Below are 15418 nucleotides of genomic sequence, written 5' to 3' on the forward strand. Positions count from 1 at the left end.
TTAGTCTCCTCCTGAAAAATCAATAATCGCTGTTAATTCTTCACTTTTTGCGAGCTGTTCATAAATTTGCGCTGATTGTTCGAATGGAACTTCTAGTTGAACAAAATCTGAAACATCAATCGCTTTTCTTTCTAACAAACGAATATAGGCAGCTAAATTGCGCCCCTGTGTCCAGCGCACATAATGATACGGATAATCAATGGCCTCTTTTTCGTAGCGTGCATCATAGCGCCCTGGACCACCTGCACGTGAAATTGTAATAACTGCTTCCTTTGCAAAAAGCGCTTCTCGATCAAATTGTGGTTCCACATCACCAACAATAACAATACGTCCTTGTTTACGTACCCAATGCAAACTACGCGCCGTTGTTTCGGAGTGCTTGCCACCTGCACATAATAAAATGGCATCAACACCTTGCCCTTTTGTAAACTGTTCAATATGCGCTTCCATTAACGCGAGATCAGTGAATACATCAATGCCCACATTTTGCTGAAGCATTGCTGCACGCTGTTCGTTTGGCTCATAGCAAATCACATCATAGCTTGCTGCCGCGCAAATTTTCGCAATCATTTGCCCCAGTACACCTAATCCGATGACAACAACTGATTCGCCAAACTGCAATTGCCCTTGGCGAATTGCGTGAATCGCAATCGTTCCATGTGCTGCAAATGCCGCATGCTGTAATGTAACGCTTTGTGGACATTTCGTAACGAGTGTTTCTGGAACGGCTAGCTGCGCCATATGCCCAACATAAGGAGCACCATAACAGGCCACTGTATCGCCTACTTTCACCGTTTTTACATTGTCCCCAATTGCCGTTACAACACCGACCGCACTATAGCCAAGCTGACGTACCCCATTGTGACTCGCTTCAATTAATAGGCGCTCTGTGCCTGGCGAAATGGCTGTATACATTGTTTTCACCATGACTGCTGTTGGAAAAAGCTGTGGTGCTTCAATTTCTAGTAATTTCGGAGTACCATTTTGTGCTTGTAAAGCTTTCACATTACTCACCTGATTTCCATTTTGCTAAATTTTCTTTGACAAAATCATCGTCATGTAAATGGGGGTACATTTCGTAAACACGCGTAATTTCATCTGCTTGTCCTTCACTTAAAACTTCATGGTTTGCTAAGCACCAATTCCCCTTTAGTAGCCCCTGTCTTGTTAATACTTCGTTAATGCCGGCAATACTCCCTTTAAATGCATGTGCCGGATCAAAAAATGCCGCATTCGCATCAGTTACTTCAATTGCCTTTGTTAGCCAAGCCCCTTCGATTTGTGCCTGTTCACGAATTGATTTCACGTCTTCAAAATACTGCACCGCGGTTTTCGCCCATACAGACCAATGCCCTAATAACCCACCAACGATACGCTTTTTCACGGTTTCACCATCAATCGTAAACGCATACTCCGTTAATAAATCAACAATAATGTTGTCATCATTGCCCGTATAAAGCGCAATGTCATTGCAGCGCGGGCTACTACATACGGCACGTACAACGTCTAATGTTTGATAGCGATTAAACGGTGCCATTTTAATGGCGTACACATTGTCAATGTTCGCTAGCTCCTGCCAGAAGCGATACGTAAATATACGACCGCCAACAGATGGCTGTAAATAAAAGCCGATTACTGGAATCACTTTAGCCACTTCGCGTGTACGCTGCAAGAGTGCTTCTTCTGTTAAATGACCTAAGCCGCCCATACTTAACAGTGCTAAATCATAGCCTAATTTTTTTAAGAGCACAGCTTCCTGTAAAGCTTGCTCAACCGGTCCACAAACACCTCCGATTTTAATAAATGACTCGGGTACATTTGCTTGCTGCATTTCCTCTATGGCTAACGTCAACACGCGCTCATATAAATTAAACTGTGGTTCACGAATTTCAAATTGCGTTGTATGCACGCCAACCGCTAATCCGCCAACACCTGCTTCAATATAGTATTTCGTTAATGCACGCTGGCTTACTTCATCCAATGTTTTACCTTCATTTAATGCTAGTGGATGGGCCGGAATAAATGCACCATCAAATAGCGCTTTTTTCACCGCTTCCCTCATTATTAAAACGCCCCTTTTCGCTCTTGGAAATGCGTTGGTTTATTTAATGTTGTGCCGTCTGCTTGTACCCAATCTGCAACTAAATCGAGCATTTGCTCTAATGTCACGCGTGGATAGCCAAATAATTTATGCGCATGTGCAGCTGTATTTAACAACGCAGTTGGTTGCTCTTCACCGACAATTTTTGCTTCTTTGCCAAAGCGATTTGCAAATTCCTTTGCTAACCAACGAACTGACAACGTTTCTGGTCCTGTTACATTTAAAATTTTCGCTGGTGCTTCGCAATGTAATAATGAACGAATTGCGTATTCATTGGCATCACCTTGCCAAATCACATTCACACTGCCCATTGTGACATCGACAGGCTCCTCCCTATACACGGATTTTGCAATTTCTAGAAGTACTCCATAGCGTAAATCAATTGCATAGTTGAGGCGGAACATTAACATCTTTGTTTGAAAACGATTTGAAAAGTTTGTAAAAATTCGTTCACGCCCTAATGTAGACATTGCATATTCTCCAATAGGTACAGGTGTTACATCCTCTGAACAATTGCCTGCCGTAACAGGCGAGAACGGATAAATATTGCCTGATGAAAAAACAACGATATTTGAATTTTTATACTTATCAGCGACACGACCTGGCACATACGTGTTCATTGCCCACGTAAAATGCTCGTTATTTACTGTACCGAACTTATTACCCGCCATGAAAATGACGTTTTTGACATCCGGTAACTGTGCAAGCTGAGCCTCGTCTAGTAAATCACACGTAATTGTCTCGATACCTGCTCGTTCTAATTCTTCTTTCATTTCTGGATTTGAAAAACGGGCTACACCGATAATGCGCTTTTCTACGCCCGCTTCTTCTACTGCACGTTTTGCCATTTTCGCTAATGTCGGGCCCATTTTACCAGCAATACCTAAAATCAAAATGTCGCCATCTATTTTTTTCATATCTTCTACAAGCATTGTAGAAGGTTCTGTCATAAATTGTTCCAATTGTTCAATCGTTTTCATCACACACACCCCTATAAAATTGAATATTCTTACATTTTGACGTAAAATTATTTTAGTATGAAATTTGGAGGCTTCTATATGACGAATCAAAACATACCATATACCTCTCAAAGTGTTATTGGGATTATTAGCCCTAATATGATGTTGCCGCTCATTAAAGAGACGTTACATGGATTCCCTAATCTTCAGGCAAACTATTTTATTATTCATGCTTTTGAAATAAACGAAGAATTAACAACTTTTATAGCTCAACACGAGATGCTTGTTATTGCAGACTCTTATATTTATCAACAATTAAAAAAATATGATTCTTCCCTACCCTTATATCAGCTAAACAGCCGGGCCATTCATTTATATCAATTACTGTTAACACACCAGCTAACAAATACGATACAACCCTATAGCTTTGACTTTTTACAGCAAAGCGATATTTTAGCGATTACACATCAACTGCAGCTCGAAATTGATTATGTGAGTGCTCCAGCAGATTCCATCGAACAAATGGTCGAACATCATATTGAGCATACGCAAAAAGGTTATTTAGCTATAACTACTGTCGCTGCCGTTTACGAGCAACTAAAAGCGCAAAACATAAAATGCGACTACCTTCGCCCAACAAAACAAGAAATGATTGTTGGCTTTGAACGCGTACTGCTTGCTAGTAAAAGTAGACAAAACAAGGAAACGCAAATTGTTTATGGCATTATCGAATTCGATTCATTGCCAGCAATAGATCAAACAAAGGCTGAACAAGTGCTCCAGCAATTCGCGCAGCAAATGGATGGTCATTTGATCCAACTGTCCCCATTGCAATATAGCTTTATTACAACGCGTGGTCAGTTCGAACGGGAAACACTTGGCTATAAGCATTTGCCCCTGCTATCACTCTTCAAAGAAGAACTACATACGAATTGTATTGTCGGCATTGGCTTTGGTTTAAGGGCCTTTGATTCCGGTCGCCACGCTAAACAAGCACTGTATCAGGCAAAGGAAAACGGGCCAAATGTATGTTATATCGTTCGTGAAGACAATCGCGTCATCGGTCCGATTGATACGACTGTGTTCATTAACTACGAACAATATCCACTTGCTATTACTGATTTGCACTTGCTTGAACGAGCAGAAAAAGCAGGTATGTCTGCATCCTATATTTCTAAATTAATGGGCCGTATTACGAAGCATCAAAAATATATCTATACCGCTGAAGAGCTAGCGCAAACGTTAAATATTACATTGCGAAGTGCCAATCGCATTTTGTTGAAATGGCTAGATGCAGGACTTGTCGACATTATTGGTGAGGAAAAATTAGCCCATCGAGGGCGCCCAAAGCGCATCTATCACATGCAATTTTTGGAAGAACTTAAACATTCCTAATCTACTATTTAGCACTTGCTGTTATTCGTTCCAATGTACGAATAATTTGCAGTGTTTCTACTTCTGTAATCGGACTTTTCTTTGTTATGAAAAATTGTTCGATTTCATCCACTAAGCGATCATAAAACTGAACATCACCTGCTGCTATTTCATGCCAATCGCTGTTCACCGCATCATGCACCGCAAATTGGAAGCTTTGACGCTTTTGTAAATAGCCGCGAATTGTTGAAATTGTTCCATCCTCAAAATGAAGCGTTATAAAATGTTGTTCAGCTTGGCATTGAACTGTAAGTGATTGAATCGCTCCAGGTTTTAGCGTTCCAATTATTTCGAGCGCATGAATTCCGTAATAAAAGTAATCATATGGCTCTAGCATCAGAAGCGGTGCTACAACATCTACCGCTTCGATGCTTTTTCTTTTTGCCTGTTGGACACTATCCGCAAAACGTAACGCGGAACAGCTCATCAGTGGAATGCCCTGCCTCTTGGCTAGCTTAATGATTTTACTTGCTTGCTCACTAGTGTTTGCTAGTGGCTTATCAATAAACACCGGTTTCTTCGACAATACCAATTCCTCAAACTGTCTGCTATGTTGCGCTGCATCTACAGAAGTGATTAGAAAAGCATCACATTGTTTATGTAACTGTGCGAGCGTATCAACAAAAGTAACTCCCATTTCTTTTAACTGCATCGTAATCGTTTCAATTCTTGATTGGCTCAGTGCTAAAGGTGAGCCACCCTTAAATGCGATAATGTTATGTCCCTTTTTCTGCAATCTTGTCACAAAGGCGATGGCATGCGAAGAATCTGTACCGATTACGCCGATTTTCATAAGATCACTCCTTTACTTAATACCTGACATGGTAATCCCTTCCGTGAAATACCTTTGGAAGAAAATGAAGATTAAAAATGTCGGAATAAATGAAATCGTGGCCCCTGCCATTTCGACACCGAAGTTCCCCTCTTTACCTAGCATTGAGGCTAGACCAACTGTTACTGGGAACATTTTTTCATTCGTTAAATAAATGAGTGGCTGGAATAAATCATTCCAGTTTGAAATGAAGGCAAATGTACCCACCGTCGCAATAACTGGGAACGACAACGGTAAAATAATTTTGAAGAAAATTTGCCAGTCATTTGCACCATCAATATAAGCGGCTTCCTCCAAATCCTTTGGAATGCCCTGCAAAAATTGTCGTACTAAAAATACGCCCATGATTGCCCACAGCTCTGGTACGATTAATGCCCAGTAAGTATTAATCCAACCAAAATCAGCAAACATAATATACTTTGGAATAATAAATAGTTGCTGCGGAATCATAATGACCGCCATGAAAGTCCAGAAAATTGCCTCTTTGCCCCAAAACTGTTTCTTTGCAAAAATATAACCTAGCAAAGCAGCAAATAACATTTGTGTAAATACCGGAATAATTGTAATTACAATCGAGTTCCAAATCCAGCGTAGGAAAATTCCATTTGAAAAAATTGAAATATAGTTTTGAATGGATGGGTCCGTTGGTAACCAAAATAGTGGATCAATTTGTGCCTGCTTTACTTCTTTTAATGAACCAAACACCATGATGGCGAATGGCATTAAGAAGATAATCGCTAAAATTGCTAATGCTGTATACGAGATAAATTTTTTCATTTTTCTGCTCCTCCCCGCACCAGCTTAATAATAGTTTGGATCTTTTCCGATATATTTTCGTTGGATTAATGAAATAATTAAAATGATGAAAAAAAGTACATACGATAGCACTGCAGCATAGCTTAAGTTTAAGCTTGTAAACCCTTGGTGATATAAGTAATACACAATCGTCGTTGTTGCATAATTCGGTCCACCATTTGTTAATAAAAAGGCAGAATCGAAAATTTGGAACGAGCCAATCGTCGTTGTTATCGCCACATAGAAGTGAATCGGCTTTAACATTGGGAAGGTTATTTTCCAAAACGTTTTCCAAGAATTTGCCCCGTCAATGCGTGCAGCCTCGTACAGCTGACGATCAATCGATTGTAAGCCCGCATAGTAATAAATCATCGTTGTTCCCGCTACTTTGAAAATACTTAATCCCGCTAATACAAGAAGCGCTTGTGATGAGCTCGACATAAATAGCTGCGGGTCAATCCCAACAAAGCCGATTAAATAGTTTACAAAGCCCTCCTCTGTACCGCGGAATAACCAGCCCCAAATACCTGCAATAATTACGAATGAAGTAACTACCGGTAAGAAGAACAGACCTTTAAAAAAGCCTGCAAACTTTACACCCGAATTAATGATTAGTGCAAGCACTAATCCTAATGCCATCGTCGGGATTATATAATAGATGGAAAATTTCACTGTATTCCATATTGCTTTCCACGCTATGTCATCATCTAATAATGTTTTCCAATGTTTTAGCCCTACAAATTCAGGGTCACCAATAATTTTCCAATCATGGAATGTTAAATAAAAACTCAAAGCAAACGGATATACTTGGAAGATAATAAAATGAATAATTACAGGAAGAAGCACGACATAAACTAACAAATTTTTATTAAATTCTCGTTTAATTCTTGTGCCAAGCGACTGCTTATTGTGCTGTTTAGAAGTTGTAGAGGTCACGCGCCTCACCCTTTCTTTTCATGAAGTAGACAGGGTGTGCTAAAAGTTATCTCACTTTTAACACACCCTTACTTCCCTCATTTTTTGCTAAAAGTCTCGCTGTATGATTGTTTTAATAAAATTTATGCACTTTGTAATAAGGGGCATTTCCGAAAGATTCAGAACGCCCCTTGTCACTAATTATTTGTTGATTAAGCCATCAATTGCTGCAGCTGATTTGTCTGCAGCTTCTTGTGGTGTTTGTTTACCTTCTAGCATCGCTTGAATTTCAGCTTGGATTAAAGGCATAACATTACGCCCTTCTGGATGAATAATCCCTGGTTTTGCGAATTGTGTGTAACCCGCTAATTGCGCCATGTACTGCTGTGAATCGAAAATATCTTTCGCTTCATCGCGTGTTGGAATGTACTGTGTAATATTATTAAATGTACGTTGGTTTTCAGCGTTTGTAACATACTTCATGAATTCTGCCGCTGCTTCTGGATTTTTTGAAATTGCAGAACCTACGAACATTCCAACTGTACCGTAAGTTAATTGCTCCGCATCTTTTAATGGAGGTGCAATCACAAAATCAAATGGTTTTTCAGCTAATAAACGGTTTACCGAAATCCCTGAACCGTTTACCGCTAATAACTTTCCACCGAAGTATAAAGAATCATGATCTAAAGCTGTGATTGAATCTTGTGGAATCCAACCTTTTTTGTACATTTCGTTTATTAATTCAAACGCTTTTACTGATTCGGGTGTATTAATTAAAATATTATTGTCGGCATCAATTACATTACCGCCTGCTTGCCATAAGAATGGGTATAATGTGTTATTTAATGAACCACCACCTGCATAAGAGAATGCATAGTAGCCAGCTGCTTTTGCTTTTTCAGCTAACGCTTTAAACTCGTCCCAAGTTGTTGGTAAGCTGTTTTCATCCACGCCTAATTCTGTCAAAATGTTTTTGTTATAAACAAGTGATTCAGCCGTTTGTAAAATTGGCATACCATATTGTTTACCCTTCCAGCTTGTTGCTTCGATTGCTGTTGGTACAAAGCCACTTAATTCTTCTGATGATACATATGGTGAAATGTCTAAGATTAATTGTTGTTCTGCATATTGAGGCATTTGGTCAGGAATTACATAGAATACATCTGGACCTTGGCCTGCTGCTAACGCTGTTAAGATTTTTTGATCACGGTTTGCCCAAGGAATTTGTTCGAAATTTACTTTTACGCCTGTTTCAGCTTCAAAGTTTGCCGTAAAGTCCTTCCACATGTCCCCTTCACCCGTTGATCCATCTGTATATGGATGAGCCCAAACAGTAATTTCTCCTGATAACTTTGAAGAATCTTCAGTATTTGTGTCAGCGCTTCCATTATCAGTAGCAGTGTCAGAAGTATTGTTTGCATCTGATGATGTATCTTCTGTATCATCACCACAAGCTACCATTACAACAGAAAGAACTAATACGAATAAGAACAGCCCAAACTTTTTGAATATCGAATTGTTCATTGGTGAATCCCCCTTTTATAAAATATTAACCCCTTTGTTAAAATAACAATTTAGAATTTTAAATTGCTATTTTTTCCAGATTACAAAAAAACAATTACGAACACAAGTCCATTAAAAGTCCTTAATTTAATTTTTAGATTTTTTTGAATTTTTTATTTTATAATAGTACTAATAAGGGGGATGAAAGCATGACATTTTGGGAGGGTTTTCATAGTTTCAGTACGCGGCTTCTAAAAATTGTTTATTTAAATTTTCTGTGGTTGTTTTTTTCAATGCTAGGTTTTTTTATATTTGGTCTTTTCCCAGCGACGATTGCGTTGTTTACAGTGGTACGCCAACTGCTACTTGACGTGGAAAAACCAATTACGCAAACATTTTGGCAAACCTATAAAAAAGAATGGCTACGTGGAAATGGCTATGCCGTTTTAGCCTATGTCGTCTTGCTCATTTTAGCCGTCGATTTTTATATGATTTATTCGTTTGACTCATTATCAATTTTATTAATTCCAACCATCATTATTACATTTCTTATTTTTGGAACACTATTTTTCTTGTTTCCTGTTTATGTACATTTCGAATTGCCGTTTTTCGTACTCATTAAGCAAGCCTTTTTGTTTACATTAACTTCACCTTCAACTGTTTTCCTAAACGCATTGCTTGTTGTTGTCATGTATGGGCTATTTAATATTATGCCTGGCGCAATTCCGCTATTTATCGGGAGTGTACTGAGTTACTTTGTCATGCTATTTTCTATTCGTGCGTTCAAAAAAGTTGAACAAAAAAAATTGCTTGAGGCGGTTTCCACATGAAGGGGCTACATCCACAATTAACGAGGATCTATGAACGAAATTTACAACAATCCAAAACGTTTGAACAATTAATTGCGAATCGAACATTTACTCATTTTTCAAAACAGCCACTTGATAGGACGCATTGCATAATTGAAGAAATAATGATTGGGGATGTTCGTACCATTTGTTTAAAGTCAAAGCAGCCTTATGAAAAGGCTCCGTGCTTTATTTGGTTCCATGGTGGTGGGATGGTGTTTGGCAACCCTGATGATAGCATTACATATTTACTTGATTTTGTAGAACAATTTCAAGCGGTGGTACTTATTCCACAATACCGATTAGCACCTGAGCACCCATATCCCGCAGCAGTTGATGACGGCTATTCGATACTGCTTTGGGCATATGAACAGGCTCAGGAATTAAACATTAATAGTAATCAAATTATCCTGAGCGGTGGCAGTGCTGGGGGGAATTTAGCATTAGCGGTTTCGCTAAAAGCACGAGACCTTGGAGGCCCAACGATTGCTGCCATTCTGCCACTCTATCCGATGCTTGATTGGCAAGTACGTCCTTTTCATGAGCGCTTTACGTCACTAGCGATTTGGAATCATGAGAAAAATCAAAAAAGCTGGCTCGCTTATTTAAAACCTTGTGATACAGTTCCAGCTTATGCCTCACCGTTTTATGCAAAATTAAACAATTTACCGCCAATCTATACGTTTATTGGTACGCTTGATTTGTTTTACGAGGAAGTTTGTGAGTTTGTAGATAAGCTTAAGCAGGCACAAAATACGGTATATTTTGATTGCTATGAGGGGTGCTTTCACGGATTTGATTTAGAAAATATTCCGATTGCACAGCAGGCAAAAAAACAGTTACTTACGATGACTAGAAAAATCTTAAACGAGTCTATCAATTAAATGATAGACTCGTTTTTTTAAGCTAATGCGCTATATGGATATAACAACATCTCAGGATATTGAATCGTGCCTTGCTGTTTTACGAACATTGCTCCTTCATCATGGAAAATCCCCTTTTCAACCGGTACGCGTAAAGCATCTGGTGTAAAACATAATTGAATGTTGGATGCTTGAATTGGAAGCGCACTTATTAATGCAACTAGGTCAATGGGATGCTTTGAAATGACATCTACTAATTGAAAGCGGTCTTCCTGCTCAATTGCTATGACAAAGGCTTGAAAATCAGCTACGTAGTAAATGGCATCCGTATATTGTGTTAGCGCATGAAACATCACGATATTTTCATTTTGTAGCATGCCCAACGTTGTGCTAATTGGCATACGGTGTACAGTCGTTTCATAAAACAGCTGGCGTGCTTTTTCATCATAAATATTTACTTTTTTGATGTCGGTTGGCGTTAGCTGGAGCTGTTTTGTTTTAATTGTAAAGGTGCCCTGTGTACGTCTTTCAAAACCAAATTTCGGATAAAAGTTTAATACACTTTTATTAGCAAATAAATAAATGATGTCATCGTTTGCGACATCCGTTAAAACCTTTTCCATCAATTGACGTGACAAGCCCTTCCCTTGATAAGCAGGATCTGTCATAACCGTACCTACTTGGACGGATTTATATGCCTGTCCATCAACAATCATCGTTGCAATTGAAATCGACACATTGGCAATAATTTTGTTATCTACCTCAAAGGCATAGGGACAATACGTTTCATCCCAGTAGCCTAGCGCATCCCATTGTTCAAAATCGAGCTGAAATGTTGCTTTTGCTAAGCTAAAAAAGCTTTGTTTTAGCTCTGGATGCTTGCGGATTGCAGTTCCTTTTACAAAGTTCATGGAATACCCCCTTTGATTACTTATTTTGATAGATTATTATTCCTTCACTTACCGTTAGTAACACTTCATCCTTTTCATCTACAACAAAAAAGTCAGCATCTTTCCCTATTGCAACACTGCCCTTTCGTTTGTCTAACCCTAATCGTTTGGCACTATTGGTTGCTGTTAGTTTTGCTAAGGCTATGTCCGATAAATGAAGCCACTTTTTCATATTTTGACGCGCCCTATTTAAATTTAACGTGCTTCCTGCAAGATTCCCCTTACCGACAAGTGTACATACCCCATTTTCAACACGCACTTGCTGGCCACCTAAATCATAAATACCATCTGCTAAATCTGCTGCACGCATACTATCTGAAATTAAAATCATACGATCCTCACCCACCGCCTCCAATAAAAATTTAATCATAGCGGGGTGAACATGTAGTCCGTCTGCAATCATTTCGATTGTGCAATCACTTTGCAATAAAGCTACTTGCAGACCTGGCTCTCTATGATGAATTCCGCGCATGCCATTACTAAAGTGTGTGGCATTTTGAATATAATCTCTCGCTAATAACTGTTGGGTTTGCTCATAGGTAGCATCTGAATGCCCTAAAGAAGTCGCGATTTCCTTGGTTTTTAAGTAGCCACATAACGCATACTCATCATCCAGTTCAGCTGCTACCGTAATAAGCTTAATAAATCCAGGTGCCACTTGTTCAATTTTTTGAAATTGCTCGAGCGAAGGCTTTACAATAAATTCATCTGACTGTGCCCCTTTTTGAATCGGATTAATAAACGGTCCCTCTAAATGAATACCAACAATTTTTGCTCCATTTACATTGTCTTTTTGCTTATAAATTGTATGAACAACTTGCTGTAACACTTCAATGTCCGCGGTCATCGTCGTCGCTAAAAAGCTTGTTACCCCATGTTTTGCTAGTGTCTTACTGATTATTTCTAAGCTTTCTAATGTGCCATCCATCGCGTCTGCCCCTGCAATACCATGAATATGTTGGTCAATCATTCCTGGGAACAATGTAACATTTGAATTTGTCTCGAAAATTTCGCACTGTATTGGTAGCTCCTGTGCCTCACAAATGTTAAAAATCTGTTTTCCTTCTATGACGACATAATGATTTTCCATGACTTGCTTTTCTAATACGACTTGCAACGGTCCTATTGCCCATACATTCTCCATCCACCTCAGCCCCTTTGTTCAGCTCATTATGTACTTGTCCCCCATTATTATCCAAATCATGAACAGGTAGCAAGTATTTCTATGATAATTTTTATTTTTCCACAAAAAAACGACAGCCCACGTTCAGGCTGTCGTTTCATATCATTCAAAAAATTAACGTTTGCTTAATTCTTCTGTTAAGATTTGGTTTGTTAATTGTGGGTTAGCTTGACCTTTAGAAGCCTTCATAATTTGGCCTAAAAGTGCTTTAATCGCACGTTCGTTACCGCCTAAGAAGTCTGCTACAGATTTTTCGTCTGCATCTAATACGCCGTTTACGAATCCACGAATTACTTCTGGATCAGAAATTTGTACTAATCCTTTTTCCTTCACGATTTTCGCAGCTTCACCGCCGTTAGTAACTAACTCAGTGAATACTTTTTTCGCGATTTTAGAAGAAATCGTACCATCAGAAATTAACTTGATCATGCCAGCTAAGTTTTCTGGTGTTAACGCTGTATCTTTTAATTCTTTTTGCTCTGCGTTTAAATAAGCTGAGATGTCACCCATTAACCAGTTTGCCGCTAATTTTGCATCAGCGCCAGCTGCTACTGTTGCATCGAAGAAATCAGAAATCTCTTTGTTGCTAATCAGTACGTTTGCATCGTAGTCTGTTAAATCTAACTCAGAAATGTAACGTGCTTTACGTGCATCTGGTAATTCAGGAATTGACTGACGTACGCGCTCTAACCACTCGTCAGAAATAGAAAGACGCACTAAGTCTGGCTCTGGGAAGTAACGGTAATCATCCGTACCTTCTTTTACACGCATAAGAATTGTTTTACCTGTTTTTTCGTCATAACGACGTGTTTCTTGCTCAATTTCGCCACCTGACATCAGCACTTGCGCTTGACGAATTTCTTCGTGCTCAAGACCTTTACGTACAAAGTTGAATGAGTTTAAGTTTTTAAGCTCCGCTTTTGTACCGAATTCTTCTTGGCCATAAGGACGGATTGAAATGTTGGCATCACAACGTAGTGAACCTTCTTCCATACGTACGTCAGAAACGCCAGAGTATTGGATAATTGATTTTACTTTTTCAAGGTATGCATAGGCTTCGTCTGGTGTACGGATATCCGGCTCAGAAACGATTTCAACAAGTGGCGTACCTTGACGGTTTAAGTCTACTAAAGAGTAGCCATCTGCGTGCGTTAATTTACCAGCATCTTCTTCCATGTGAAGACGTGTAATACCGATTTTCTTTTTGTAGCCCGGTGTATCACCTTTAGCTGGGATTTCGATTTCAACCCAACCATTTTTACCGATTGGCTTGTCAAATTGAGAAATTTGGTAAGCTTTCGGATTATCTGGATAGAAGTAGTTTTTACGGTCGAACTTTGTTTCTTGTTCGATTTCCATGTTTAACGCTAAAGAAGCGCGCATTGCGTAATCGACAACTTCTTTATTTAATACAGGTAACACACCTGGGTAACCAAGGTCGATTACTGTCGTGTTTGTGTTTGGTTCTGCACCAAAGTGGTTTGGTGAAGCAGAGAAAATTTTAGACTGAGTTTTTAACTCAACGTGAATTTCTAAGCCGATGACTGTTTCAAAGTTCATATTATTTTACCTCCCATAGCGCTGGAGTTTGTGTATTGTAATCTGTTTGTTGCTCGTAAGCATATGCCACACGGTAAAGTGTTTCTTCATCGAAGTGTTTACCGATAATTTGTAAACCTAGTGGTAAGCCGTTTTCGAAACCACATGGAATCGAAATCGCTGGTACACCTGCTAAGTTAATAGGAATTGTTAAAATATCGTTTGCGTACATTGTCATCGGATCTTCAATGTTAGCACCGATTTCGAATGCTGGTGTTGGTGCAGTTGGGCCAATGATTACGTCATAGTTTTCAAATACTTTGTCGTAGTCTGCTTTGATTAATGTACGTGCTTGTTGTGCTTTTTTGTAGTAAGCATCATACGTACCTGCTGATAATGAGTACGTACCTAACATGATACGACGTTTAACTTCGTCACCGAAGCCTTCAGCACGTGTGTTTTTGTAAAGCTCTAATAAGTTTTTCGCGTTGTCTGTACGGTAACCATAACGAATACCGTCGAAACGAGAAAGGTTAGAAGAAGCTTCTGAAGATGAAAGAATGTAGTAAGCAGCTAACGCGTATTTAGAATGTGGTAATGAAACCTCTTCTACTGTCGCGCCTAAACCTTTTAATACTTCTAAAGCGTCAAGAACTGACTTCTTAGCTGCTTCGCCAACGCCTTCACCTAAAAATTCTTTCGGTACAGCAATTTTCAAGCCTTTGATGTTGCCATCAAGTGCGGCAGCATAGTTTGGAACTGCTACGTCAGCTGATGTTGAGTCCATTTCGTCTACGCCTGCGATTGCTTCTAATAATAATGCGTTGTCTGTAACGTTGCGTGTAATTGGTCCGATTTGGTCTAAAGAAGATGCGAATGCAACTAAGCCAAAGCGAGATACACGGCCGTATGTAGGTTTCATCCCTACAACACCACAGTAAGCTGCTGGTTGACGGATTGAACCACCTGTATCAGAACCTAATGAGAATGGCACTTCGCCTGCTGCTACTGCTGCTGCAGATGCACCTGAAGAACCACCTGGTACGTTATTTAAATTCCATGGATTTTTTGTTGTTTTATACGCTGAGTTTTCATTTGAAGAACCCATTGCAAACTCGTCCATGTTTAATTTACCGATTGTTACCATACCGGCATCGCGTAATTTTTTCACGATTGTTGCATCGTAAATTGGCATGAAGCCTTCTAAAATTTTAGAAGCACATGTTGTTTCTAAACCTTCAGTTACGATGTTGTCTTTAACCCCGATCGGCATACCGAATAATGGGCCGCGCTCCTCGAAAGGAACTTTATCTAATTCTGCTGCTGTTGCAGTAGCTTGTTCTTTATTTAATGCTAAGAAAGCTTGTACATCGCCATCTAACTTTTCTACACGGTCAAAAGCTTCTGCTGTTAAGTCCGCAATTGTTAGTTCGCCTGCTTTAATAGCTTCTTGTAATTGTGCTGAAGTGCGCTCAAATACTGTCATGCGTAAGTGT

General features: G+C 39.3%; 14 protein-coding genes. 3 read left to right on the forward strand and 11 right to left on the reverse strand.

What is annotated here, in order from left to right; translation table 11 throughout:
* From NSQ62_RS18655 to NSQ62_RS18665, 3 genes are read right to left on the reverse strand one after another with little or no spacing between them, the layout of a single operon-like run.
* A complete protein-coding gene (locus NSQ62_RS18655) occupies positions 1-1005 on the reverse strand; it encodes a zinc-binding alcohol dehydrogenase (protein WP_341321566.1) in 1005 nt (334 codons plus the stop codon).
* Position 1006: 1 nt separating this feature from the next.
* A complete protein-coding gene (locus NSQ62_RS18660; RefSeq protein WP_341321567.1) occupies positions 1007-2062 on the reverse strand; it encodes a dihydrodipicolinate synthase family protein in 1056 nt (351 codons plus the stop codon).
* Positions 2063-2064: 2 nt separating this feature from the next.
* Complete coding sequence (locus NSQ62_RS18665; protein WP_341321568.1) at positions 2065-3081, reverse strand: NAD-dependent epimerase/dehydratase family protein; 1017 nt, start codon at positions 3079-3081, stop codon at positions 2065-2067.
* A gap of 78 nt (positions 3082-3159) precedes the next feature.
* Between NSQ62_RS18665 and NSQ62_RS18670 the strand changes: the two genes are divergently transcribed.
* Entirely contained in the window at positions 3160-4455 is a 1296-nt protein-coding gene (locus NSQ62_RS18670; protein WP_341321569.1) for a transcriptional regulator, read from the forward strand.
* 4 nt (positions 4456-4459) lie between these two features.
* Here the strand turns inward: NSQ62_RS18670 and NSQ62_RS18675 are convergent, their stop codons facing one another.
* From NSQ62_RS18675 to NSQ62_RS18690, 4 genes are all read right to left on the reverse strand, one after another.
* Positions 4460-5287: a Gfo/Idh/MocA family oxidoreductase gene (locus tag NSQ62_RS18675; RefSeq protein ID WP_341321570.1), complete on the reverse strand. Its 828-nt coding sequence runs from the start codon at positions 5285-5287 to the stop codon at positions 4460-4462.
* 12 nt (positions 5288-5299) lie between these two features.
* On the reverse strand, positions 5300-6103 hold the full coding sequence (locus NSQ62_RS18680) for a carbohydrate ABC transporter permease (protein ID WP_341321571.1): 804 nt from the start codon (positions 6101-6103) through the stop codon (positions 5300-5302).
* 24 nt (positions 6104-6127) lie between these two features.
* The gene (locus NSQ62_RS18685) at positions 6128-7057 is read right to left on the reverse strand and encodes a sugar ABC transporter permease (protein ID WP_341321572.1); all 930 of its coding nucleotides are present in this window, start codon (positions 7055-7057) and stop codon (positions 6128-6130) included.
* A gap of 180 nt (positions 7058-7237) precedes the next feature.
* On the reverse strand, positions 7238-8560 hold the full coding sequence (locus NSQ62_RS18690; protein WP_341321573.1) for a sugar ABC transporter substrate-binding protein: 1323 nt from the start codon (positions 8558-8560) through the stop codon (positions 7238-7240).
* Positions 8561-8748: 188 nt separating this feature from the next.
* Between NSQ62_RS18690 and NSQ62_RS18695 the strand changes: the two genes are divergently transcribed.
* Both NSQ62_RS18695 and NSQ62_RS18700 read left to right on the forward strand, forming a co-directional pair.
* The gene (locus NSQ62_RS18695) at positions 8749-9369 is read left to right on the forward strand and encodes a DUF624 domain-containing protein (protein ID WP_341321574.1); all 621 of its coding nucleotides are present in this window, start codon (positions 8749-8751) and stop codon (positions 9367-9369) included.
* Entirely contained in the window at positions 9366-10271 is a 906-nt protein-coding gene (locus tag NSQ62_RS18700; RefSeq protein WP_341321575.1) for an alpha/beta hydrolase, read from the forward strand. Before NSQ62_RS18695 ends, NSQ62_RS18700 begins: the two co-directional genes overlap by 4 nt.
* Positions 10272-10288: 17 nt before the next feature.
* Here NSQ62_RS18700 and NSQ62_RS18705 read toward each other — a convergent pair whose 3' ends face one another.
* The 4 genes from NSQ62_RS18705 to gatA all read right to left on the reverse strand — a co-directional run bounded on the left by NSQ62_RS18705 (position 10289) and on the right by gatA (position 15408).
* On the reverse strand, positions 10289-11161 hold the full coding sequence (locus NSQ62_RS18705; RefSeq protein WP_341321576.1) for a GNAT family N-acetyltransferase: 873 nt from the start codon (positions 11159-11161) through the stop codon (positions 10289-10291).
* 16 nt (positions 11162-11177) lie between these two features.
* Positions 11178-12344, reverse strand: coding sequence for an N-acetylglucosamine-6-phosphate deacetylase (gene nagA, locus NSQ62_RS18710; protein WP_341321577.1), 1167 nt, complete (start codon positions 12342-12344; stop codon positions 11178-11180).
* Positions 12345-12497: 153 nt separating this feature from the next.
* Complete coding sequence (gene gatB / locus NSQ62_RS18715) at positions 12498-13943, reverse strand: Asp-tRNA(Asn)/Glu-tRNA(Gln) amidotransferase subunit GatB (protein WP_341321578.1); 1446 nt, start codon at positions 13941-13943, stop codon at positions 12498-12500.
* 1 nt (position 13944) lies between these two features.
* The gene (gene gatA / locus NSQ62_RS18720; protein ID WP_341321579.1) at positions 13945-15408 is read right to left on the reverse strand and encodes an Asp-tRNA(Asn)/Glu-tRNA(Gln) amidotransferase subunit GatA; all 1464 of its coding nucleotides are present in this window, start codon (positions 15406-15408) and stop codon (positions 13945-13947) included.
* Between the last annotated feature and the right edge of the window lie 10 nt (positions 15409-15418).

The organism is Solibacillus sp. FSL H8-0523, assembly GCF_038051985.1.
Classification (GTDB): domain Bacteria; phylum Bacillota; class Bacilli; order Bacillales_A; family Planococcaceae; genus Solibacillus.

Excerpts from the sequence above, each read along its gene's own strand:
- NSQ62_RS18660 (WP_341321567.1), bottom strand. The coding sequence starts at position 2,062 with ATGAGGGAAGCGGTGAAAAAAGCGCTATTTGATGGTGCATTTATTCCG.
- NSQ62_RS18665 (WP_341321568.1), bottom strand. The coding sequence starts at position 3,081 with ATGAAAACGATTGAACAATTGGAACAATTTATGACAGAACCTTCTACA.
- NSQ62_RS18670 (WP_341321569.1), top strand. The coding sequence starts at position 3,160 with ATGACGAATCAAAACATACCATATACCTCTCAAAGTGTTATTGGGATT.
- NSQ62_RS18675 (WP_341321570.1), bottom strand. The coding sequence starts at position 5,287 with ATGAAAATCGGCGTAATCGGTACAGATTCTTCGCATGCCATCGCCTTT.
- NSQ62_RS18680 (WP_341321571.1), bottom strand. The coding sequence starts at position 6,103 with ATGAAAAAATTTATCTCGTATACAGCATTAGCAATTTTAGCGATTATC.
- NSQ62_RS18690 (WP_341321573.1), bottom strand. The coding sequence starts at position 8,560 with ATGAACAATTCGATATTCAAAAAGTTTGGGCTGTTCTTATTCGTATTA.
- NSQ62_RS18695 (WP_341321574.1), top strand. The coding sequence starts at position 8,749 with ATGACATTTTGGGAGGGTTTTCATAGTTTCAGTACGCGGCTTCTAAAA.
- NSQ62_RS18700 (WP_341321575.1), top strand. The coding sequence starts at position 9,366 with ATGAAGGGGCTACATCCACAATTAACGAGGATCTATGAACGAAATTTA.
- NSQ62_RS18705 (WP_341321576.1), bottom strand. The coding sequence starts at position 11,161 with ATGAACTTTGTAAAAGGAACTGCAATCCGCAAGCATCCAGAGCTAAAA.
- nagA (WP_341321577.1), bottom strand. The coding sequence starts at position 12,344 with ATGGAGAATGTATGGGCAATAGGACCGTTGCAAGTCGTATTAGAAAAG.
- gatB (WP_341321578.1), bottom strand. The coding sequence starts at position 13,943 with ATGAACTTTGAAACAGTCATCGGCTTAGAAATTCACGTTGAGTTAAAA.
- gatA (WP_341321579.1), bottom strand. The coding sequence starts at position 15,408 with ATGACAGTATTTGAGCGCACTTCAGCACAATTACAAGAAGCTATTAAA.